The organism is Streptomyces sp. DSM 106670 (assembly GCF_055792845.1).
The window spans coordinates 7101084-7122687 of the sequence record NZ_CM147704.1 but is presented as its reverse complement, the minus strand read 5'-3'; the positions used below and the strand labels follow the sequence as shown (position 1 = coordinate 7122687).

Below are 21604 nucleotides of genomic sequence, written 5' to 3'. Positions count from 1 at the left end.
GACGGCACGCGGAAAATCACGGGCGGGGCGCGGGAGAGTGGACGAGGATGGCCCGGCATGAGCCACTCCGCCACTCCCCCGCACCCGCCCGGCACCACCGTCCGCGACATGCGGATCGACGACTGCGAGGCGGTCGCCACGGTCCGGGTGCGCGGCTGGCAGCACGCCTACCGGGGCCTGCTGCCGCAGCCGTATCTGGACCGGATGGACATCGCCGAGGAGACCGGGCTGCGGCGCAGGTACTTCGAGGAACGCGGCGAGACCGTGAACGTGGTCGCCGAACTGCCCGACGGGACCGTCACCGGCTGGGCCTGCGTCGGCCCGCACCGCGCCGAGGACCACGGGCGCCCCGGCTGCGAGCTGTACGCGATCTACGTCCTGCCCGAGCACATCGGGACCGGCACCGGGCGCGCCCTGCTGGCCGAGCTGACGGCCCGGGCCGCCGCCGCGGGCCACCCGGACATGGCGCTGTGGGTGCTCCGCGACAACGGTCCGGCGCGCCGGTTCTACGAGCGGGCCGGGTTCCGGCCGGACGGGGCCGAGGACACGTTCACGGCGGGCGGGGCCCTGGTGACCGAGGTGCGCTACGTCCGCCCGCTCACTCCCCCGGCAGCCGGCTGAGCGCGTCCGCCGCCGCCGTGCCCAGGCGCGGGTGCGGCAGGGCCGCCGTGAGGACCGGCCGGGCGCGGTCGTCGGCGAGGCGGCCGAGGCCCTCGACGCAGGCCAGGGCGACGCGCCAGTGCGGTTCGCCGGGGGCCAGCAGGCGTTGGAGGGTGGCGACCAGGGCGGGGACCGACTCGGGGGCCCGCAGGTCGGTCAGCAGGCGCACCGGGTGCAGGGCATAGGCGGTGCGCAGCGCGTTGGTGGCGAGGGCGGCGGCGGCCCGGGGCGTTCGGGGGTCGTTCAGGCGGGCCAGGGCGTGGGCGGCGGAGACGCAGCGTTCGGGGTCGCGGTGGTTGAGCAGGAGCACCAGCGCCTCGAAGGCCCGCCGGTCGCCCGCGCAGCCGAGCCGGAAGGCGGCCAGCTCGCGGGCCCACAGCGGGCGGTGCGGCTCCACGAGGACGCGGGCCAGCTCCTCGGGGTCCTCGACGGCGACGAGCCGGGCGTACTGCGGCGATCCGGCCGCCTCGGGTTCCAGCCGGTCCACGAGTGAACGGAACTCCTCGTCCATGACGTCATCCATGACGCTCAGCGTATCGACGGACACGCTCCGTACGGGCGGGCATCGAGGAGTTCCTGTGGCCCAGGGCACAAGGATCCAGGGGTGGCGCGCTCGTTACTCGCCGGTTAGTCTCATCTGAGCGGGGCACACTCCCCGCAGGCTCCGGTGGCCTGGTGACGCAGCCATCCGGAGTGCTTGTCGGTTCGGCTTTCCGTGCGACGTGACTCCGGGACAGAGTCCGTCACCCCTCACGGCCGGGCGCGCGCTCTTCGCGCCTCGGCCCCGCGCTCCACGACACGCAGCTTCCGTACGCCACGCGCCGCTCCCTCATCGCCGCGCGCGCCGTGCTCCCACAGTCGTCACTCACCCTGGAGTCCCGTGATGGACACCCCTCTCTCCACCATCGCCGTCGTCGGCCTCGGCACCATGGGCACCGGCATCGCCGAGGTCCTGGCCCTGGCGGGCCGCGAGGTCATCGGCATCGACATCAGCGAGACGGCCGCCCTGGCGGCCGTCGCCTCCCTCGAAGCGTCCACCGCACGGGCCGTGGGCCGTGGACGGATCACCGAGCAGGAGCGGAGCGACGCCCTCGCCCGGTTCCGTACCTCCGACGATCTGCGCACCGCCGCCGAGGCCGAGCTGGTCGTCGAGGTGGTGCCGGAGACGTACGAGATCAAGCAGCAGGTGTTCCGGGAGCTCGACGCGATCGTCTCCCCGACCGCGATCCTGGCGACCGGCACCAACGCCCTGTCGGTGACCCGGCTGGCCGCCGAGTCCCAGCACCCCGAGCGCGTGCTCGGCCTGCACTTCTTCAACCCGGCGCCCGCGATGAAGCTGGTCGAGGTGGTCTCCTCGGTGCTGACCGCGCCGCCCGCCGTCGAGGCCGTCACCCAGCTGGCCCGGGACCTGGGCAAGGAGCCCGTCGCGGTCGGCGACCGGCCCGGGTTCGTCGCGGACGGGCTGCTCTTCGGGTATCTCAACCAGGCCGCCGCGATGTACGAGGCGAACTACGCGTCCCGCGAGGACATCGACGCCGCGATGAAGCTGGGCTGCGGGCTGCCGATGGGCCCGCTCGCCCTGCTGGACCTGATCGGCATCGACACCGCGCGCACGGTCCTGGAGGCCATGTACGCCGAGTCCCACGACCGGCTGCACGCCCCGGCCCCCGTCCTCGGGCAGCTCAGCAGCGCGGGCCTCACCGGTCGCAAGGCCGGGCGCGGCTTCTACACGTACGACGCCCCGGGCGGCCAGACCGTGGTGCCCGACGCGCTGACCCCGGCGGCCGGCGCCGAGGCCGGTGCGAGCCGGGAGGTGGCGTCGGTGGGCGTCGCGGGCTCCGGGACGATGGCGTCCGGGATCGCGGAGGTCTTCGCGAAGGCCGGTTACGCCGTGGTGCTGGCGGCCAGGACCCAGGAGAAGGCCGATGTCGCCAAGGGCCGGATCGCGAAGTCGCTGGAGCGCTCGGTGACCAAGGGGCGGCTGACCGCCGAGGCCCGGGACGAGACGCTGGCCCGGATCACGGCGGCCGGTTCGCTGGACGCGTTCGCCGAGGTCGACCTCGCCGTCGAGGCGGTCGCCGAGGACCTGGAGATCAAGCGGCAGCTGTTCGCCACGCTGGACAAGGTCTGCCGGCCGGGCTCGGTGCTCGCCACCACCACCTCCTCGCTGCCGGTCGTCGCCATCGCCCGGGCGACCGCCCGCCCCGAGGACGTCATCGGGATGCACTTCTTCAACCCGGCGCCCGCGATGAAGCTGGTCGAGGTGGTCCGCACGGTCCTGACCGCCGACGATGTGCACGCCACGGTCCGCGCCGTCTGCGCGAGGATCCGCAAGCACCCGGTGGACTGCGGGGACCGGGCCGGGTTCATCGTGAACGCGCTGCTGTTCCCGTACCTCAACAACGCGATCAAGATGGTCGAGGAGCACTACGCCTCGCTGGACGACATCGACGCGGCGATGAAGCTGGGCGGCGGCTACCCGATGGGCCCGTTCGAACTGCTCGACGTGGTCGGCCTGGACGTCTCGCTGGCCATCGAGAAGGTGCTGCACAAGGAGTTCCGCGACCCGGGCCTGGCGCCCGCGCCGCTGCTGGAGCACCTGGTCGCCGCGGGCTGCCTCGGCCGCAAGACGGGGCGCGGCTTCCGCGAATATGCCCGTCGCTGACCCGGGAGCCGGGTGGGGCGGGCTGCTGGGACCCTCCGGCGGCCCGCCCCCGCAGGCGCGCTCTCCTGCACCGATGCGTTACGTTCATGCCATGTCCCAGCCCGCCAAGTCACCCCGTGCCACCGCCGCGACCGACGCCCCGGAGACCACCGCGGGGACGCGCGCGGCCGCCCAACGGCTCAAGATGCGCCGCGAACTGGCCGCCGCCGCGATGGAGCTCTTCGCCACGAAGGGCTACGAGGCGACCACCGTCGACGAGATCGCGGGCGCCGCGGGAGTGGCCCGGCGGACGTTCTTCCGCCACTTCCGCTCCAAGGAAGAGGCCATCTTCCCGGACCACGACGACACTCTCGTCAGGGCCGAGGCCGTCCTGAACGCCGCCCCCGCGCACGAGCATCCGCTCGACACCGTCTGCCGCGGCATCAAGGAAGTCATGAAGATGTACGCGGCCAAGCCCGCCGTCTCCGTGGCCCGCTACAAACTGACCCGTGAGGTACCGACCCTCCGGGAGGCCGAGATCGCGTCGGTGGCCCGCTACGAGCGGCTGTTCACCCGCTATCTCCTGGGCCACTTCGACGAGCGCGACCACCATGTGGGCAACGACGACCCGCTGCTCGCGGAGGTCGCCGCGTCCGCCGTGGTCACCGCGCACAACCATGTGCTGCGCCGCTGGCTGCGGGCGGGCGGCCAGGGCGATGTGGAGGCCCAGCTCGACCGCGCCTTCGCGATCGTGCGGGACACCTTCGGCACCGGCATCGGAGCCGGCCGGACCGCGGCCGCCGAGCCCGAGCGGGCCCCGGCGGCGACGGTCGCGAAGGAGGGCGAGGTGCTTGTCGCGGTGGCGCGTACCGACGCCCCGCTGGACGAGGTCATGCGGACGATCCAGCAGGCGCTCAAGGAGCGCTGAGGGCCCTGCGAGCCGCGCCGTAAACCCGTTCGCGGCGGTCCGGGGCCCGTGGTTCGGTTCGCCCATGAGAACCGAAGAGGTACGCGACCTGTACGACCGCATGATGCGCGAGCACGCCCGCCCCGACGGGCCGGGCGTGCGGGTCGAGCGCGCCGGGCCCGTGGTACGCCAGGTGGGCGGGCCGGACGACTGGAACGGCGTCGTCTGGTCGGACCCGGAGCTGGACGCCGCCGGGGCCGACGCGGCGATCAGGGCCCAGATCGAGCACTGGGCCGCACTCGGCCACGAGGAGTTCGAGTGGAAGCTCCACTCCCCCGACCGGCCGGCCGACCTGGGCGAGCGGCTGCGCGCGGCCGGATTCATACCGGAGCCGCCGGAAACCCTGCTGGTGGCGCCCACGGAGCTGCTGACCGGGCCGGTCGTCCTGCCCGACGGCGTCACGCTGCGCCCGGTGACGGACGCGGCGGGCGCGGAGCAGATGGCGCGGGCCCATGAGCGGGCGTTCGGCACGGACGGGACCCGCCTCCTGCACCAGGTCGTGAAGCGGCTGGCGGAGGCCCCCGACGACTTCGTGGCGGTCATGGCGCTGGCCGAAGGGGAGCCGGTCAGCTCGGCCCGGATGGAGCTGTACCCGGGCACGGGCTTCGCGGGGCTCTGGGGCGGCGGCACGGTCGCGGAGTGGCGGGGCAGGGGCGTCTACCGGGCGCTGGTCGCGTACCGGGCACGGATCGCCGCCGAGCGCGGCTACCGCTATCTGCAGGTCGACGCGAGCGACATGTCGGCCCCGATCCTGGCCCGGCTCGGCTTCACGGCGCTCGGCACGACGACGCCGTATGTGTACCGCGCGGCCGGATAACCGCCTGCCAGCAGGACAGAACGTCCCGTAACACCCATCGTGTTGCTCATGCGTGCCCACGGGATGACAAGTGAGAGAAATTGTTGGCACTGGGTGCCTTGTCAGGTGTCACGGAGTGCCATACGTTGAAGGTGTCCGGGCGGCCGGCGTGCTGAGACCTCACACGTACGCCGGCTGTCCCCGCAACCACCGTGCTGCGCGCCCGGACGCCTGCGTCACAGGCACCCTTCTGCTCCACCGAGCAAAGCCGAGCTCCACCTGCCGAACCGACGGCAACACCTCCACACCGCACCGCTCCCCCTGCCAGCAGGGCCCCTCAAGCGTTCCCTCGACGCCGCATCACCGGAGGCAACACCGTGAAGGAAATCCTGGACGCGATTCAGTCGCAGGACAGCACGGCCGCGGACTTCGCGGCCCTGTCCCTCCCCGAGTCCTACCGCGCGATCACCGTGCACAAGGACGAGGCGGAGATGTTCGCGGGCCTCGAAACCCGTGACAAGGACCCCCGCAAGTCGATCCACCTCGACGACGTCCCGGTCCCCGAACTCGGCCCCGGCGAGGCCCTCGTCGCCGTGATGGCCAGTTCGGTGAACTACAACTCCGTCTGGACGTCGATCTTCGAGCCGGTGTCGACGTTCAACTTCCTGGAGCGCTACGGGAAGCTCAGCGAGCTCTCCAAGCGCCACGACCTGCCGTACCACGTCATCGGCTCCGACCTGGCGGGCGTCGTCCTGCGCACCGGGCCCGGCGTGAACGCCTGGAACCCGGGCGACGAGGTCGTCGCGCACTGCCTGTCGGTCGAACTGGAGTCCTCCGACGGCCACAACGACACGATGCTCGACCCCGAGCAGCGGATCTGGGGCTTCGAGACGAACTTCGGCGGGCTCGCCGAGATCGCGCTCGTCAAGTCCAACCAGCTGATGCCCAAGCCCCAGCACCTCAGCTGGGAGGAGGCCGCGTCCCCGGGCCTGGTCAACTCGACCGCGTACCGCCAGCTCGTCTCGCGCAACGGCGCGGGCATGAAGCAGGGCGACAACGTGCTGATCTGGGGCGCCAGCGGCGGGCTCGGCTCCTACGCCACCCAGTTCGCGCTGGCCGGCGGCGCCAACCCGATCTGTGTCGTCTCCAGCCCGGAGAAGGCCGACATCTGCCGCGCCATGGGCGCCGAGGCGGTCATCGACCGCAACGCCGAGGGCTACAGGTTCTGGAAGGACGAGCACACCCAGGACCCGAAGGAGTGGAAGCGCTTCGGCAAGCGCATCCGCGAGCACACCGGCGGCGAGGACATCGACATCGTCTTCGAGCACCCGGGCCGCGAGACCTTCGGCGCCTCGGTCTACGTCACCCGCAAGGGCGGCACGATCACCACCTGCGCCTCCACCTCGGGCTACATGCACGAGTACGACAACCGCTACCTGTGGATGTCCCTCAAGCGCATCATCGGCTCGCACTTCGCCAACTACCGCGAGGCGTGGGAGGCCAACCGCCTCATCGCCAAGGGCAAAATCCACCCGACGCTCTCCAGGACGTACTCCCTGGAGGACACCGGGCAGGCCGCCTACGACGTCCACCGCAACCTGCACCAGGGCAAGGTCGGCGTCCTCGCCCTGGCCCCCCGCGAGGGTCTGGGCGTGCGCGACCAGGAAATGCGCGAGCAGCACATCGACGCCATCAACCGCTTCCGCAACGTCTGAGGTTCTCCGATGAACGAACGTCAGAAGGACCGGCCCTGGCTCATGCGGACGTACGCCGGTCACTCGACCGCCGAGGCGTCCAACGAGCTGTACCGCCGCAACCTCGCCAAGGGCCAGACGGGTCTCTCGGTCGCCTTCGATCTGCCGACGCAGACCGGATACGACCCGGACCACATTCTCGCCCGCGGCGAGGTGGGCCGTGTCGGTGTTCCCGTCTCGCACCTCGGTGACATGCGGCGGCTGTTCCAGGACATCCCCCTGGAGCAGATGAACACCTCGATGACGATCAACGCGACCGCCATGTGGCTGCTGGCGCTCTACCAGGTGGTCGCGGAGGAGCAGGGGGCCGACCCCACCAAGCTCCAGGGCACCACGCAGAACGACATCGTGAAGGAGTACCTCTCGCGCGGGACGCACGTCTTCCCGCCGGTGCCCTCGCTGCGGCTGACCACGGACATGATCACGTACACGGTCAACCGCATCCCCAAGTGGAACCCGATCAACATCTGCAGCTACCACCTCCAGGAGGCGGGGGCCACCCCGGTCCAGGAGATCGCGTACGCCATGTCGACCGCCATCGCGGTGCTCGACGCGGTCCGCGACTCGGGCCAGGTGCCCGAGGAGAAGTTCGGTGACGTGGTCGCCCGGATCTCGTTCTTCGTGAACGCGGGCGTCCGCTTCATCGAGGAGATGTGCAAGATGCGCGCCTTCGGCCGCATCTGGGACCGCGTCACCCGCGAGCGGTACGGCATCGCCGACGCCAAGCAGCGCCGCTTCCGCTACGGCGTCCAGGTCAACTCCCTCGGGCTGACCGAGGCGCAGCCGGAGAACAACGTCCAGCGCATCGTCCTGGAGATGCTGGCCGTCACCCTCTCCAAGGACGCCCGCGCCCGCGCCGTACAGCTGCCGGCCTGGAACGAGGCGCTGGGGCTGCCCCGGCCCTGGGACCAGCAGTGGTCGCTGCGGATCCAGCAGGTGCTGGCGCACGAGAGCGATCTGCTGGAGTACGAGGACATCTTCGCCGGTTCCCATGTCATCGAGGCCAAGGTGGACTCGCTGGTCGAGGAGTCGCTGGCGGAGATCGACCGGATCCAGCAGATGGGCGGCGCGATGGCGGCCGTCGAGTCCGGTTACCTCAAGTCCGAGCTGGTCTCCTCGCACGCGGCACGCCGGGCCCGGATCGAGGGCGGCGAGGAGAAGATCGTCGGCGTCAACATCTACGAGACGACCGAGCCCAACCCGCTCACCTCCGACCTCGACGGCGCGATCATGACCGTCGACCCGGAGAACGAGGCCCGGGTCGTCGCGGCCCTGCACGAGTGGCGCGACAACCGCGACGAGGCACGGGCGTCCGAGGCGCTGGCCGCGCTGAAGAAGGCCGCGGCGGGCACCGAGAACATGATGGAGGCCACCGTCGAGTGCGCCCGCGCGGGCGTCACCACCGGCGAGTGGTCCTGGGCGCTGCGGGACGTCTTCGGCGAGTTCCGCGCGCCCACCGGGGTCTCCTCGGCCCCGGTCGCGGTCACCGCCGAGCCGGGCAGCACGCTCGCCCTGGTCCGCGAGAAGGTCACCCGGACCGCCGCCGACCTGGGCGTGGGACGGCTGCGCCTGCTGGTCGGCAAGCCGGGCCTGGACGGACACTCCAACGGCGCCGAGCAGATCGCCGTACGGGCCAGGGACGCCGGGTTCGAGGTGGTCTACCAGGGCATCCGGCTGACCCCCGAGCAGATCACCGACGCGGCGATCGCCGAGGACGTGCACTGCGTGGGGCTGTCCATCCTCTCCGGCTCGCACGCGGAGCTGGTGCCCGACGTGCTGCACCGGCTGCGCGAGGCCGGGGCGCCGGACATCCCGGTGATCGCGGGCGGCATCATCCCGCCGGCCGACGCAGCGGCGCTCATCGAAGCCGGAGTGGCCGCCGTCTTCACCCCGAAGGACTTCGGCATCACCGAGATCATCGGCCGTATCGTCGACGAGATCCGGAAAGCGAACAAGCTCGACCCTCTGGAGGTCCCCGCATGACCACGCCCACCCCCTCGGTCAACCGTCTGCGCCCGCGCCGTTCGTGTCTGGCCGTGCCGGGCTCGAACCCGCGCTTCCTGGAGAAGGCCCAGGGCCTCCCGGCCGACCAGGTCTTCCTGGACCTGGAGGACGCCGTCGCGCCGCTCGCCAAGGAGGGCGCCCGCCACCACATCGTGGACGCGCTCAACAACGGTGACTGGAGCGGCAAGACCCGGGTCGTGCGGGTCAACGACTGGACGACGCACTGGACGTACCGGGACGTCATCGCGGTCGTCGAGGGCGCGGGGCCGAACCTCGACTGCATCATGCTGCCGAAGGTCCAGGACGCCCAGCAGGTCGTGGCGCTGGACCTGCTGCTGACCCAGATCGAGAAGACGATGGGCTTCGAGGTCGGGAAGATCGGCATCGAGGCGCAGATCGAGAACGCCAAGGGCCTGGTGAACATCGACGAGATCGCCGCCGCCTCGCCCCGGCTGGAGACGCTGATCTTCGGCCCGGCCGACTTCATGGCCTCGATCAACATGAAGACCCTGGTCGTCGGCCAGCAGCCGCCCGGCTACCCGGCCGACGCCTACCACTACATCCTGATGCGCATCCTGATGGCGGCCCGTACGCACGACCTCCAGGCGATCGACGGCCCGTTCCTCCAGATCCGTGACGTGGACGCCTACCGCGAGGTGGCCGGCCGTGCCGCCGCCCTCGGCTTCGACGGCAAGTGGGTGCTGCACCCGGGTCAGGTCGACGCGGCCAACGAGGTGTTCTCGCCCTCGCAGGAGGACTACGACCACGCCGAGCTGATCCTCGACGCCTATGACTGGTGCACCTCCGAGGAGGGCGGCAAGAAGGGCTCGGCGATGCTCGGCGACGAGATGATCGACGAGGCCAGCCGCAAGATGGCCCTGGTCATCGCGGGCAAGGGCCGGGCCGCCGGAATGCAGCGCACCTCCAAGTTCGAAGCCCCGGAGGCCTGATCATGCAGTTCGGACGCACCTTTGAGGAGTTCGAGGTCGGTGCCGTCTACAAGCACTGGCCCGGAAAGACGGTCACGGAGTACGACGACCACCTCTTCTGCCTGCTGACCATGAATCACCACCCGCTGCACATGGACAGCAATTACGCGGAGAAGACGACCGACTTCGGCAAGAACGTGGTCGTCGGCAACTACATCTACTCGCTGCTGCTCGGCATGTCGGTGCCGGACGTCTCCGGAAAGGCCATCGCCAATCTGGAGGTCGAATCGCTCAAGCACATCGCGCCGACCTTCCACGGCGACACGATCTACGGCGAGACGACCGTGCTGGACAAGACCCCGTCGAAGTCCAAGAACGACCGCGGGATCGTGTACGTGGAGACCAAGGGCTACAAGCAGGACGGCACCGTGGTCTGCGTGTTCCGGCGCAAGGTGATGGTCCCCACCGAGACGTACATCAAGGAGCGCGGCGGGGAGCAGCCCGGCCGCCCGACGCCCGCCAAGTAACTGTGTGAAGCCTTAAGGCCATCCGCGTGAAGCCACAGGAGAAGCAGCCATGACGCGACTCGCCCAGACCGCCGGTCTGAACGACATCCAGCGGGAAATCCTTTCCACGGTCCGGGATTTCGTCGACAAGGAGATCATTCCGGTCGCGACCCAGCTGGAGCACCGCGACGAGTACCCCACGGAAATCGTCGAGGGGCTCAAGGAACTCGGCCTGTTCGGGCTGATGATCCCCGAGGAGTACGGGGGTCTGGGTGAGTCGCTGCTCACCTACGCGCTGTGCGTGGAGGAGATCGCGCGCGGCTGGATGAGCGTGTCGGGCATCATCAACACGCATTTCATCGTGGCCTACATGCTCAAGCAGCACGGCACCCAGGAGCAGAAGGACACGTTCCTGCCGCGGATGGCGCTCGGCGAGGTGCGGGGCGCGTTCTCGATGTCGGAGCCGGCGCTCGGCTCGGACGTCTCGGCGATTTCGTCGAAGGGCGTGAAGGACGGCGAGGAGTACGTTCTCAACGGCCAGAAGATGTGGCTGACGAACGGCGGAACGTCCACTTTGGTGGCCGTTCTCTGCCGAAGTGACGAAGGCCACCCCGAGGGGACCGCGCCGCACAAGTCGATGACGACCTTCCTGGTGGAGAAGGAGCCCGGATTCGGAGAGGTCCGGCCCGGCCTGACCATCCCCGGGAAGATCGACAAGATGGGCTACAAGGGCGTCGACACGACCGAGCTCATCATGGACGACCTGCGCATTCCGGCCAATCGCGTCCTCGGCGGCACGACCGGCCGAGGGTTTTACCAAATGATGGACGGCGTCGAGGTCGGGCGGGTGAATGTCGCCGCGCGTGGCTGCGGAGTCGCGCAGCGTGCATTCGAGCTGGGCGTTTCGTACGCCCAGCAGCGCCACACCTTCGGCAAACCGATCGCCCAGCACCAGGCGATCCAGTTCAAACTGGCCGAAATGGCCACCAAGGTCGAAGCCGCTCATGCGATGATGGTGAATGCGGCACGCAAAAAGGACTCCGGGGAACGAAACGACCTGGAGGCAGGGATGGCGAAGTACCTCGCCTCCGAGTACTGCAAGGAAGTCGTCGAGGACGCCTTCCGTATCCACGGCGGTTACGGCTTCTCCAAGGAGTACGAGATCGAGCGCCTCTACCGCGAGGCGCCGATGCTGCTGATCGGTGAAGGTACCGCCGAGATCCAGAAAATGATCATTGGCCGGCGCCTCTTGGAGGAGTACCGATTCCAGGGCTGAATGTCCCTTTCGAGGTGATTTGGTGGCGAAGAACATCACACCAGGTCAGCCTCGGCGGGTGCCTTTCCGCCGTCCGACTCGGCTGCTGGCTTGCCCAGTTGCGCCCGGCAACCGATAGCATCTTCGGAAAGCCGCCGTCCCCCGTTGCCAGCGCGGCATCATCCGCTACGAAGGTCATCCATGCCCGACAGCACTTCCTCCGCACCCCGCGGCGGGGTCCGCATCGCCCGCGGAGCATCGCCGTGGCTCCTGCCGACCGTCGCCACCGCAGCCCTCAGCCTGGTCCGCGCCCGCAAGTCGGGGCGCTGGGCAGCAGCGGCTGTGCCCACCACCGCGCTCGCGGCGGGCATGCTGTGGTTCTTCCGTGACCCCGAGCGCGAGATCACTGACGGCCGGGTCATCTCCCCGGCCGACGGTGTGGTGCAGAGCATCATGCCGTGGAAGGACGGGCGCACCCGCGTCGCGATCTTCATGAGCCCGCTCAACGTCCACGTCAACCGCGCGCCGCTGGCGGGCACCGTGACGTCGGTCGAGCACATCCCGGGCGGGTTCGTTCCGGCTTTCAACAAGGAGAGCGAGAACAACGAGCGCGTTGTCTGGCACTTCGACACCGAGCTCGGCGACATCGAGATGGTGCAGATCGCGGGAGCGGTCGCCCGTCGGATCGTGCCGTACCTCCCCCAGGGCACGAAGGTGGAGCAGGGCGAGCGCATCGGCCTGATCCGCTTCGGCTCGCGCGTGGACATCTACCTCCCGGAGGGTATCGATGTCGCGGTCGAGGTCGGTCAGGCCACCACCGCGGGGGTGACTCGAATTGACCGTGATTGATCCTGATACCAAGGCTGGCTGGGTGCCGGAGGCGGACGAGGCGAACGACGCCGACGGCGCGGAGGACATGCCGCTGTCGATGCGGCTGTCGATAGCGGACACGCTCACGCTCGGTAACGCGACGTGCGGGTTCATGGCGGTGTACTTCACCACCACGGGCATTCTGATCCCGCACCTCACGGGCAGCGACGAGACGGGCATGGCCCGGCACTCGGCCGCCACCGCGGTGATCCTGATGCTGATGGCCGCGATCTTCGACCTGTTCGACGGACTCGTGGCGCGCAAGCTGCGCTCCTCGCCGATGGGCGCCGAGCTGGACAACCTCTCGGACCTCATCAGCTTCGGGCTCGCGCCGGCCTACTTCGTGCTCGTGTACGGCATGGTCGCCGACGACGCCCATCAGCGGGTGTCGGCGCTGGCGGCGATCGTCGTGTTGCTGGCGGTGGTGCTCAGGCTTGCCAGATTCTCCTGTGTGACGTTGAAGGACGGCATGTTCCAGGGCATGCCGAGCCCCTTCGGAGCGCTGACGGTCGTCTCGATCGTGCTCCTGGAGCTGCCCTTCATCCCGACGCTGCTCGCGATCGTCGGCGTCGCCTGGCTGATGGTGAGCCGGGTGGAGTACCCCAAGCCGCGGGGCATCCTCGCGGTGGCGATGCTCGGCTGGATCGTGGCCGCGATGGGGCTGCTCGCCGCATGGGCGTTCGACGCGCCCGGCGGTCAGCTGCTGCTCCAGACGGGCTGCGCGCTCCAGGTGGTGCTCGGCGCGGTGATCCCGCTGTTCGCCACGGCGCGACGGGTGAACACGTTCCGTGACAACCGGCGCGAGGCGCGGGCGGCACAGCTGCCGTAGCGGTACGTGTGTGGACCAGGGCGAGGGCCCGGATGCTCCCCGGCATCCGGGCCCTCGTGCGTTCCCGGTACCGAGCCCGCCGGGCCCGCTCGGCGCCGCATACCACCGCGCGCCGTGGGCCGCCAGAGGCGAAGCCCTCCCGATGGCTGAGAAGTTTCGGCAGCGAGGTGAGTACCGGGTTCCCGTCACCGTGGCGCGATCCGCTCTTAGAATCACCTCGCAACCGACGCCCGGGCCCTTTCGGCCAGGGTGCGGTCCGGGGGACCAGGGGGGTCCGAGATGAAGCTGATGCTGGTGGGGACACGCGTGGTGGCGGTCGCGGCGGCGGGGGTGTTGCTGGCCGGATGTGGTGGGTCGGGGTCGAAGGGCGAGAACCGGCCCGACCCGAAGCCGAGCGGATCGGCGAAGCAGGGCGGACCGGCGACCGACGGCGAGAAGACCGGGGCGACCGGGAAGCCGGACCCGGAGCAGTCCACGCTGCCGGGGGCGCTGCCCAGCGCCTACGACTTCACGCCGGACCCGGAGCGGGTGCCGAAGACCGCGGCCCAGGCCCGGAAGCTGACGCGGAACGCCGCGCTCGGTGAGGCCGACTGGACGGCCGGGATGGTCCGGCACACACCGTACGAGAGCGCCGGCAGCTGGACCGTGCTCCCGGAATCCTGCGTCTGGACCCGCTCCGCGCTGCCCTCCGGCGTGCTGGACAGCTTCACGCGGCGGCTCGACATCCCGGCGCAGGACGGCAAGGGCCGGGTCCAGGGGGCGGTGACCGTGACCGTGCACCGGAGCGAGGCGGGCGCCGACAAGGAGATCAAGGACACCGTGCAGGAGAGCTTCCGCTGCCCGCAGCAGGAGCTGGGCGGCGGGCAGCGGCTGAGCGGCCTGATGTCGCTCCAGTTCGACCAGAAGGACGTGCGCAACGCGGACGCCTCGCTCTTCGAGGCCGGGAAGTACACCGGGCCCGGCTCCGGCGGGACCCAGGACTATGTGTGGACCAAGTCCCGGATCGGCCCGGTGACGACGGCCGTGTCGGTCAAGGGCGCGAAGGGCTACCAGAACAGCGACCTGCTGCGGATCGCCGCCGAGGGCGGCGCCAAGGTGCTCTACCGCGTCGAGCTGGAACTGAAGTGACCGCGGGCCCGGACGAAAGGCACTGACCCCTGATGGAACCGCTCCGTTCCGCCGACCCGGCACGGATCGCCGGATACCGCATCCTGGGCCGGCTCGGCGCCGGCGGCATGGGTGTGGTGCTGCTCGGCCGGTCGCCCGGCGGCGCGCTGGTGGCGATCAAGCTGATCCGCGCGGAGTACGCCGACGACCCCGGCTTCCGGGCCCGCTTCCGGCGGGAGGTGGCGATCGCCCGGCAGGTGCGCAACCGGTGGGCGGTGCCGGTGGTCGACGCCGACACCGAGGCGCCGGCCCCGTGGCTGGCCACCGAGTTCGTGCCGGGACCCGCCCTGAGCGAGGCGGTCGGCGGCGGTGGGCCGCTGCCGGAACGCGGGGTGCGGGCGCTGGGCTCGATGCTCGCGGAGGCGCTGGAGGCCGTCCACGCGGCGGGGCTCGTGCACCGGGACGTCAAGCCCGGCAATGTGCTGCTGGGGCTGGACGGGCCCCGGCTGATCGACTTCGGGATCGCGCGGGCCCTGGACGACACCGTCCTCACGGCGACGGACGTGATCGTCGGCTCCCCCGGCTTCCTCTCGCCCGAGCAGGCGCAGGGCCGGCGGATCGGCCCGGCGAGCGATGTCTTCTCGCTGGGCTGCGTCCTGGTGTACGCGGCCACCGGCGGGCGGCCGTTCGGCACCGGTCCGGTGGAGGCGATGCTGTTCCGTACGGTGCACGACCCGGCGGAGCTGGGCGCGCTGCCGCCCGGGCTGCGTCCGGTCGTCGAGGCGTGCCTGGCCAAGGCCCCCGAGGACCGCCCGACGACGGCGGACATCCGGCGGGCGTTCGCCGAGGATCTGTCGGGCGGCAGCTGGCTGCCCGGTCCGGTCACCCATCTGATCGCCGAGCGTTCGGCGCGGATGCTCGCGCTGCCCGACATCGACGCGACGAGCCTGGACGCCGGATCCGCCGGCGGCCCGGACGGCGGCCCGGACACGGGCACCGGTACGGGGCCCGGTGGGCGGGACACGACCGCCGTGCCGGCCCCGGTCGGCCGTCGCCGCTTCCTCGCGTACGTCACCGGGGGCGCGGCCCTCGCGGCGACGGGCGGCACCGCCGCGTGGCTGGTCTCCTCGGGCGACGACAAGGACCCGGGCGGGAAGGGCGAGGGGGACGACGGGAAGGCGGCCCGCCCGGAGCTGCACATCGGGCTCCAGGCCGACCTCAGCGGCCCGTCGGCGGCCGTGGGCAAGGGGCAGGACCGGGCGGCGCGGCTCGCGGTGGCGGAGCACAACGCCCGGGGGAACGCGCCGTTCACGCTGCGGCTGACCACGGTCGACGACGGGGGCGACGAGGAGCGGGCGAAGGCGGCGGTGCGCCGGTTCGCCGAGGACCCGCTCCTGGTGGCCGCGATCGGCGCGACCGGCACGGACGCGGCCCGGGAGGCGCTGGTGGCGTACGACGAGGCGGCGCTGCCGCTACTCAGCGTGGTCGACGGCGACATCCGGCACCTGAACCGGATCTTCCTGTGCGCGCGGCCGCGCAACGACATGCAGATGCTGCCGGTGGCCCAGTTCCTCGGGGCGTACGAGATCGACCGGGTCGCGCTGGTCGACGACGGCACCGAGTACGGCCGGCAGACCACCCGATTCCTGGACACGGGGCTGCGCGGCAACGGCCGCACCGTGTTGGCGGAGACCGTACGGGAAGGCACCCGCGACCTGGACGCCGAGGCCGAGCGGATCGCCGCGAAGCGGCCGGGGGCGGTGGTGTACGGGGGCGGCTGGCGGGACGCCGGACGGTTCGCGAAGGCGCTGACCAGGGCCGGGTTCCTGGGCCCGAAGATCGGCACCCAGGCCGTGCACGACCCGCGGTTCCTGGCGGAGGCGGGCGAGGCCGCGGCGGGCTGGCTGGTCGTCTCGACGGCCGCGGACCCCGCTTCCGTACCCTCGGTGCACCCGTTCGCCGCCGCCTACCGGGGGCGTTTCGACGGCGCTCCGCCGCTGTTCGCCGCGGAGGCGTACGACGCGGTCGGGCTGATCGCCGCCTGCGCCGAGGGGCTGGGCCGGGAGACGGTCAGCCGCCAGGATCTGCTGCCCGCGCTGCGGACGACCTCGTACAAGGGCGTGTCCAAGAGCTACGCCTTCGAGTCGGCCAACGGGATGTACACCGGGACCGGGGTCTTCATCTATCGCGTGGAGCGGGGGCGCTTCCGGTACATCGGGATGGACGGCACGGAGGTCTGACCGGGCTGCCCCGGTCAGACCTCCGTCAGGCACGTCCGGGCTCAGGAACCGACGGTGAAGGACTCGGCCGCCGCGGCGACCTCGGCCGGCCGGACCACCTTCAGACCGCCGGAGGCGCCCGCGTCGGGCTTCATGATGACGCTCTCGCGGGTGGACGGCGCCTTCGGGTCCGAGAAGTCGTGCGTCACCCCGAACTCGCTCCCGTACCCCTTGATCGTGAGCAGCGCCTTGTCGATGCCCTCGCGGGTGAGGTCCTTGTCGTCGCACGCCTTCGACAGCGCCTCGCCGAACAGGGAGGCCGCCGTGTAACCGGCGACGACGCCGTTGTCGAGGACGTCCTTCGGGTACTGGGCGGCGTACTCCTTGGCGAGCTTGGCGGGGCCGTCGCCCGGGTCGCCGATGGGCAGGGTGGAGGCGGCGACGTAGTAGTCCTTGAGCAGGGCGGGGCCCGCCTGGGTCTTCAACAGCTGTGGCGCGAAGGCCGAGTTGTTGCCGACGACCGGGACATCGAAGCCGGTGGCCGCCGCGACGCCGACCAGCGAGGCCGCCTGGCGCGGCCCCGCGCTGACGATCACGGCCTTGACCCCGGCCTGCTTGAGGGCGGCGACCTGGGCCGTCATGTCGTTGTCGGTCGGCTTGATCTTCTGCTCGACGACCGTGAGACCGGCCTCCTTCGCCGCGTGCTTCGAGCCGACGAGCGCGTTCTCGCCGTAGTCGCCCTCGAAGTAGACGTGACCGATCTTGTCGCCCTTCGCGATGCGCTTCTCGGCGAGGAGGTAGTCGATCAGGTTGATCGTCTCGACGTCGTAGGTGGCGCCGATGACCCGGATGTACGGGGAGCCCAGCAGATTCGCCGACCAGGCCTGCGGCAGCACCAGGCCCTTGTCCTGGCCGTCGATGCGCTGCTCGACGGCGGCGACGAACGGGGAGCCGATGAACTGGGCGAAGCCGAGCACCTTCGGTTCCAGTTCGGTGTACGCGGCGATCGCCTTCTGCGGGTCGTATCCGTGGTCGCGAACGGTCAGTTCGATCTTCCGGTCGCAGATGCCGCCCGCGTCGTTGGTCTGCTTGACCCACAGCTGCTGCGCCTGGGTGACGCTCTTGCCGAGCGAGGCGTAGACGCCGGTCATGTCGGTCAGCACACCGAGGGAGATCGTCGAGGAGGAGACCCCGGGGCCGGTCTTGACGCCGCCCTCGCCCTCCTCGTTCGCCTTGGAGTCGGTCGCCTTCCCGCTGCACCCGACGAGGGTGACGGCGAGGGTCGCGACCACGGCCGTGAGCACTCTCAGTTTCATGACTTCTCCCCTGGATTCTTCGGAGCCTTCGGCTTCTTCGTACGGGCGAGGCCGAGGCGGGCGAGGCCGCCGGGCAGGAACAGGACCACCGCGACCACCGCGGCGCCGTACAGATAGCGGGACGCCTCACCGGGTGCCAGACCGCCCGTACCGGGGGCGGAGACCAGCGGCAGGGAGTCGCTGTAGTGCGTGAACACCTGCGGGAGCAGCGAGACGAAGGCGGCGCCGATCACGGCGCCCGCGACGCTGCCGAGCCCGCCGATGACGATCATGGCGAGGCATTCGAGGGACAGGATCATGCCGAAGTACTCGGGCACGGTCCGCTGGAAGACCAGGGCGAGCAGAACGCCCGCGAGGCCCGCGTACATCGAGGACAGGACGAAGACGCCGGCCCGGTAGCGGGCCACCGGCACGCCCATCACCCCGGCGGCGATCCGGTGGTCGCGGATGGCGTTCATGGCCCGTCCGGGCCGGCCGCGCAGCACCCCCCGGGCGAACAGCGCGCTCAGCAGGAGCGCGGCCAGACCCGCGTACCAGAGCTTCTCCGAGGAGCCGAACGGCACGGCGGCGACGATGAGTTCGCTGTCGTCGAAGGTGAAGCCGAAGAGCGACAGCGGCGGTACGGCCCGGCCGTTGTAACCACCGGTCAGCGAGCCCGCGTTGAACAGGACGTGCTGCCCGATGAAGATCAGCGCGAGCGTCGCGATGCCGAGGTACGCGCCGCGCAGCCGGCCGGCGATGGGGCTGAAGAGCCCGCCCGCCGCTCCGGCGAGCAGCACGGCGAGGATCGCGGCCAGCCAGGTGGGCAGCCCGAGTCCGGTCAGCGTGTGCCCGTTCTCGGTGCTGCTCTCCCCCGCCAGGACGCAGTAGCCGTACGCGCCGACGGCGAGGAAGAACGCATGGCCCATGGAGAGTTGGCCGGTGGCGCCGGTGAGCATGTTGAGCCCGATGGCGCCGATCGCCGCCGCCATCGCGAACAGTCCGGCCTGGAGCCAGAAGCGGTCCAGGTAGAACGGCAGGACGAGGAGCAGCAGGGAGCCGATGAGGACGGCGTACGTACGGGGGCTGCGCAGCCGGTCGGTGACGCCCGCCGTTCCACCACGTACGGGAGCGGCCACGGCGGGGGCTTCGGCGGTGGCGTCAGACACGGGCCAGCTCCTTCGTGCCGAAGAGTCCCGCGGGCCGGATCAGCAGGACGGCCACCATCACCAGGTAGGGCGCCAGATCGCCGATGCCCCGGCCGAGGAAGGACAGGTCGCTCTGGTAGCCGGTGGCGAGCGACTCGGTGACGCCGACGATGAGTCCGCCGGCCAGCGCCCCGGTGGTGGAGTCGAGTCCGCCGAGGATCGCGGCGGGGAACGCCTTGAGCGCGGCGAGCGAGGTGGCGCGCTCCAGGCCCGGGGTCGGGAACACGGTGAGGAAGAGCGCGGCGACGGCGGCGAGGGCTCCGGCGACCGCCCAGGCGGCGAGCGAGACCCGCCCCAGCTTGATGCCCATGAGCGCCGCCGTCTGCGGGTTCTCGGCGGCGGCCCGCATCGACACCCCCCACGAGGTGTAGCGGAAGGCGAGCAGGAACACGGTGATCAGCAGCCCGGCGGCGAGGAACGCGGCGATCCTGGTCTGGGCGAGGGTGATGGAGCCGATGTGGACGACCTCGTTGCCCCAGGGGTCGCCGAGGGCGAGGACGTCCGTGCCCATCCGGCGGGTGAGTTCGGTGATCAGGAGGATGTCGACGCCGATGGTGACGATGGCCAGGACGCTGTGGTCGCTGCCCCGGTAGCGGCGCATCACGAGGAACTCGATGGCCGCCCCGACGGTCGCGGCCCCGGCGATCCCGACGAGCAGCGCGGGCCAGAACCCGATGTCGTCGTGGAGCACGGCGGTGACATAGCCGCCCGCCAACAGCAGGGACGCGTGGGCGAAGTTGACCACCTCGGTCGCCTTGAAGATGACGACGAACCCGAGCGCGATGAGTGCGTACACCGAGCCGATCGACAGGCCGCCGAGGAGGAGTTCGACGAATGTGGTCATTGAGGTGCCCCCAAGTAGGCCTGGACGACCGCCGGGTCGTTCTGGACCTCGGCGGGGGTGCCGCCCGCGATCCTGCGTCCGAAGTCGAGTACGGTCACCGCGTCCGCGAGCCGCATCACCACCCCCATGTCGTGCTCGACCAGCACGATGGAGATGCCGAGGCTGTCGCGTACATCGGCCACGACGGCGGCGGTGCGGCGGCGCTCGTCCGCGGTCATCCCGGCGATCGGCTCGTCCAGCAGCAGGACCTTCGGCTCCATGCACAGGGCCCGGCCGAGCTCGACGAGCTTCTGCTGTCCGTACGGGAGCGATCCGGCGGGCCGCTCCAACTCCCCGGCCAGTCCGATGAATTCGGCGATCTCGCGGACCCGGTCGCGGTGGCGTCGTTCCTCCCGGGCGGCCGAGGGCAGTCGCAGGCCGGTGGCGAGGAACCCGGAGCGGGTCAGCCGGTGGCGGCCGAGGAGGAGGCTGTCGGCGACGGTCGCGTGCGGGGGCAGCGCCAGGTTCTGGAAGGTGCGGGCGACCCCGAGGTCCGCGATGGCGTGCGGCGGGAGTCCGGTGAGTTCGGTGTCGCCGAGGCGGACGTGTCCGGAGGTGGCGCGGTAGACGCCGGACAGGACGTTGAAGCAGGTGGACTTGCCCGCGCCGTTGGGTCCGATGACGGCGTGCACGCTGCCGGGTTCGACGGTGAAGGAGACGCCGTCCAGGGCGGTGAGCCCGGAGAAGCGGACGGTGACGTCCTCGACGGCGAGGGCGGCCGTGGTGCTGTGCGCGGAGGCCGTGGCGGTGGTGGTCACGCGGACCACCTGCTCAGGGTGCGCCGGGTCCGGGCGGCCGGGTCGGCGTCCGCCGCCGCGTCCTCGTCCACGACGCCCAGATAGCGGCGGCGCACCTCGTCGGAGGCGGCGAGTTCGTCGGCGGGCCCGGACAGGGCGACCTCGCCGACGTCGAGAACGTACGCCGTGGAGGCGAGCCGCAGCGCGATCGCCGCGTTCTGCTCGACGAGCATGACGGAGGTGCCGCTCGCGTTGATCTCCTGCACGGTCTCGGCGATCCTGGCCGCCATCAGCGGGGCGAGGCCGAGCGAGGGCTCGTCCAGCAGGAGCAGCCGGGGCCCCGCCATCAGGGCGCGGCCCATCGCCAGCATCTGCTGCTCGCCGCCGGAGAGCAGTCCGGCCCGCTGGTGCGCGCGGTCGGCGAGCACCGGGAACAGCTCGTGGACACGGGCCAGTGCGGCACTCGTCTCCTTGCGTCCGCCGCGCGCCCCGAGGGCGCCCGCCCGCAGGTTGTCGGCCACCGTCATCCGGGCGAAGACCTGCCGGCCCTCCGGTACCTGGACCACTCCGGCGGCCACCACCTGGGCGGGCCGCAGCCCTTCCAGGGGGCGGCCGTCGAACCGGATGGTTCCGGTGCCCGTCCCGCGGTGGAAGCCGAGGGTCCGCGACACGGCCCGCAGCAGCGTGGTCTTGCCCGCGCCGTTGCCGCCGAGCACGGCGGTGATCCCGCCGTCCGGCACATCGACGGAGATGTCGCGCAGCGCCCGGACCGGGCCGTAGCCGACGGACAGCCCGCGGATCTCTAGCGTTGCCATGCGTCCTCCTCCTTCCGCCTTGTCGTGTGTCGTGTGTCGTGTGTCGTGCTGGTCCGTGGGGGTGGTGCCACAGACCAGCACCGGGCGGGACGTGCGTCCACGGGGCGGGACCGACTCGATGCGGGC

Annotated in this window: 19 protein-coding genes; 13 read left to right on the top strand and 6 right to left on the bottom strand. The window is 71.1% G+C overall.

Annotated elements, in window-relative coordinates:
- The first annotated feature begins 57 nt into the window (after positions 1-57).
- The gene (locus ACSMXR_RS31560) at positions 58-621 is read left to right on the top strand and encodes a GNAT family N-acetyltransferase (RefSeq protein WP_137228956.1); all 564 of its coding nucleotides are present in this window, start codon (positions 58-60) and stop codon (positions 619-621) included.
- Here ACSMXR_RS31560 and ACSMXR_RS31555 read toward each other — a convergent pair.
- Positions 599-1183, bottom strand: coding sequence for an adenylosuccinate lyase (locus tag ACSMXR_RS31555; RefSeq protein ID WP_256341852.1), 585 nt, complete (start codon positions 1181-1183; stop codon positions 599-601). The genes ACSMXR_RS31560 and ACSMXR_RS31555 overlap by 23 nt on opposite strands.
- Before the next feature lie 360 nt (positions 1184-1543).
- Between ACSMXR_RS31555 and ACSMXR_RS31550 the strand changes: the two genes are divergently transcribed.
- The 12 genes from ACSMXR_RS31550 (at position 1544) to ACSMXR_RS31495 (ending at position 16561) form a co-directional block, all read left to right on the top strand.
- Entirely contained in the window at positions 1544-3325 is a 1782-nt protein-coding gene (locus ACSMXR_RS31550; RefSeq protein ID WP_473172470.1) for a 3-hydroxyacyl-CoA dehydrogenase family protein, read from the top strand.
- A gap of 91 nt (positions 3326-3416) precedes the next feature.
- Positions 3417-4232 carry a TetR family transcriptional regulator gene (locus tag ACSMXR_RS31545; RefSeq protein WP_473170427.1) on the top strand — a complete coding sequence of 272 codons (816 nt, stop codon included), beginning with the start codon at positions 3417-3419 and terminating at the stop codon, positions 4230-4232.
- Positions 4233-4296: 64 nt separating this feature from the next.
- Positions 4297-5088, top strand: coding sequence for a GNAT family N-acetyltransferase (locus ACSMXR_RS31540; RefSeq protein ID WP_473170426.1), 792 nt, complete (start codon positions 4297-4299; stop codon positions 5086-5088).
- 356 nt (positions 5089-5444) lie between these two features.
- Positions 5445-6782, top strand: a complete 1338-nt coding sequence (ccrA, locus tag ACSMXR_RS31535; RefSeq protein ID WP_137228961.1) for a crotonyl-CoA carboxylase/reductase — start codon at positions 5445-5447, stop codon at positions 6780-6782.
- Between the two features lie 9 nt (positions 6783-6791).
- Positions 6792-8804 (top strand): protein meaA, encoded by a 2013-nt coding sequence (locus tag ACSMXR_RS31530; protein WP_137228963.1) that lies wholly within the window; start codon positions 6792-6794, stop codon positions 8802-8804.
- Positions 8801-9775, top strand: a complete 975-nt coding sequence (locus ACSMXR_RS31525) for an HpcH/HpaI aldolase/citrate lyase family protein (RefSeq protein WP_137228965.1) — start codon at positions 8801-8803, stop codon at positions 9773-9775. Before ACSMXR_RS31530 ends, ACSMXR_RS31525 begins: the two co-directional genes overlap by 4 nt.
- Positions 9776-9777: 2 nt before the next feature.
- Complete coding sequence (locus ACSMXR_RS31520) at positions 9778-10281, top strand: MaoC family dehydratase (protein ID WP_010058362.1); 504 nt, start codon at positions 9778-9780, stop codon at positions 10279-10281.
- Between the two features lie 49 nt (positions 10282-10330).
- Entirely contained in the window at positions 10331-11536 is a 1206-nt protein-coding gene (locus ACSMXR_RS31515; RefSeq protein WP_003965075.1) for an acyl-CoA dehydrogenase family protein, read from the top strand.
- Positions 11537-11716: 180 nt separating this feature from the next.
- Entirely contained in the window at positions 11717-12364 is a 648-nt protein-coding gene (locus tag ACSMXR_RS31510) for a phosphatidylserine decarboxylase (RefSeq protein ID WP_137228967.1), read from the top strand.
- A 22-nt stretch (positions 12365-12386) separates the two neighbouring features.
- On the top strand, positions 12387-13214 hold the full coding sequence (pssA, locus tag ACSMXR_RS31505) for a CDP-diacylglycerol--serine O-phosphatidyltransferase (protein WP_170994412.1): 828 nt from the start codon (positions 12387-12389) through the stop codon (positions 13212-13214).
- A gap of 279 nt (positions 13215-13493) precedes the next feature.
- Positions 13494-14342: a hypothetical protein gene (locus ACSMXR_RS31500; RefSeq protein WP_473170425.1), complete on the top strand. Its 849-nt coding sequence runs from the start codon at positions 13494-13496 to the stop codon at positions 14340-14342.
- Between the two features lie 32 nt (positions 14343-14374).
- A complete protein-coding gene (locus tag ACSMXR_RS31495) occupies positions 14375-16561 on the top strand; it encodes a bifunctional serine/threonine-protein kinase/ABC transporter substrate-binding protein (RefSeq protein WP_473170424.1) in 2187 nt (728 codons plus the stop codon).
- Between the two features lie 41 nt (positions 16562-16602).
- Here ACSMXR_RS31495 and ACSMXR_RS31490 read toward each other — a convergent pair whose 3' ends face one another.
- Genes ACSMXR_RS31490 through ACSMXR_RS31470 form a run of 5 tightly spaced genes read right to left on the bottom strand, consistent with a single transcriptional unit; the run spans position 16603 to position 21478 of the window.
- Positions 16603-17856 (bottom strand): ABC transporter substrate-binding protein, encoded by a 1254-nt coding sequence (locus ACSMXR_RS31490; protein WP_218524144.1) that lies wholly within the window; start codon positions 17854-17856, stop codon positions 16603-16605.
- A complete protein-coding gene (locus tag ACSMXR_RS31485; RefSeq protein WP_473170423.1) occupies positions 17853-19004 on the bottom strand; it encodes a branched-chain amino acid ABC transporter permease in 1152 nt (383 codons plus the stop codon). The genes ACSMXR_RS31490 and ACSMXR_RS31485 overlap by 4 nt, the downstream gene beginning before the upstream one ends.
- A complete protein-coding gene (locus ACSMXR_RS31480; protein WP_030623674.1) occupies positions 18997-19887 on the bottom strand; it encodes a branched-chain amino acid ABC transporter permease in 891 nt (296 codons plus the stop codon). The genes ACSMXR_RS31485 and ACSMXR_RS31480 overlap by 8 nt, the downstream gene beginning before the upstream one ends.
- Entirely contained in the window at positions 19884-20684 is an 801-nt protein-coding gene (locus tag ACSMXR_RS31475; protein WP_218524145.1) for an ABC transporter ATP-binding protein, read from the bottom strand. The genes ACSMXR_RS31480 and ACSMXR_RS31475 overlap by 4 nt, the downstream gene beginning before the upstream one ends.
- Positions 20681-21478, bottom strand: coding sequence for an ABC transporter ATP-binding protein (locus tag ACSMXR_RS31470; RefSeq protein ID WP_218524146.1), 798 nt, complete (start codon positions 21476-21478; stop codon positions 20681-20683). The genes ACSMXR_RS31475 and ACSMXR_RS31470 overlap by 4 nt, the downstream gene beginning before the upstream one ends.
- Positions 21479-21604 lie beyond the last annotated feature (126 nt).

Coding starts and splice junctions, on each gene's coding strand:
- ACSMXR_RS31560 (WP_137228956.1), top strand. CDS start 58: ATGAGCCACTCCGCCACTCCCCCGCACCCGCCCGGCACCACCGTCCGC.
- ACSMXR_RS31555 (WP_256341852.1), bottom strand. CDS start 1,183: ATGGATGACGTCATGGACGAGGAGTTCCGTTCACTCGTGGACCGGCTG.
- ACSMXR_RS31550 (WP_473172470.1), top strand. CDS start 1,544: ATGGACACCCCTCTCTCCACCATCGCCGTCGTCGGCCTCGGCACCATG.
- ACSMXR_RS31545 (WP_473170427.1), top strand. CDS start 3,417: ATGTCCCAGCCCGCCAAGTCACCCCGTGCCACCGCCGCGACCGACGCC.
- ACSMXR_RS31540 (WP_473170426.1), top strand. CDS start 4,297: ATGAGAACCGAAGAGGTACGCGACCTGTACGACCGCATGATGCGCGAG.
- ACSMXR_RS31530 (WP_137228963.1), top strand. CDS start 6,792: ATGAACGAACGTCAGAAGGACCGGCCCTGGCTCATGCGGACGTACGCC.
- ACSMXR_RS31525 (WP_137228965.1), top strand. CDS start 8,801: ATGACCACGCCCACCCCCTCGGTCAACCGTCTGCGCCCGCGCCGTTCG.
- ACSMXR_RS31520 (WP_010058362.1), top strand. CDS start 9,778: ATGCAGTTCGGACGCACCTTTGAGGAGTTCGAGGTCGGTGCCGTCTAC.
- ACSMXR_RS31515 (WP_003965075.1), top strand. CDS start 10,331: ATGACGCGACTCGCCCAGACCGCCGGTCTGAACGACATCCAGCGGGAA.
- ACSMXR_RS31510 (WP_137228967.1), top strand. CDS start 11,717: ATGCCCGACAGCACTTCCTCCGCACCCCGCGGCGGGGTCCGCATCGCC.
- ACSMXR_RS31500 (WP_473170425.1), top strand. CDS start 13,494: ATGAAGCTGATGCTGGTGGGGACACGCGTGGTGGCGGTCGCGGCGGCG.
- ACSMXR_RS31495 (WP_473170424.1), top strand. CDS start 14,375: ATGGAACCGCTCCGTTCCGCCGACCCGGCACGGATCGCCGGATACCGC.
- ACSMXR_RS31490 (WP_218524144.1), bottom strand. CDS start 17,856: ATGAAACTGAGAGTGCTCACGGCCGTGGTCGCGACCCTCGCCGTCACC.
- ACSMXR_RS31480 (WP_030623674.1), bottom strand. CDS start 19,887: ATGACCACATTCGTCGAACTCCTCCTCGGCGGCCTGTCGATCGGCTCG.
- ACSMXR_RS31470 (WP_218524146.1), bottom strand. CDS start 21,478: ATGGCAACGCTAGAGATCCGCGGGCTGTCCGTCGGCTACGGCCCGGTC.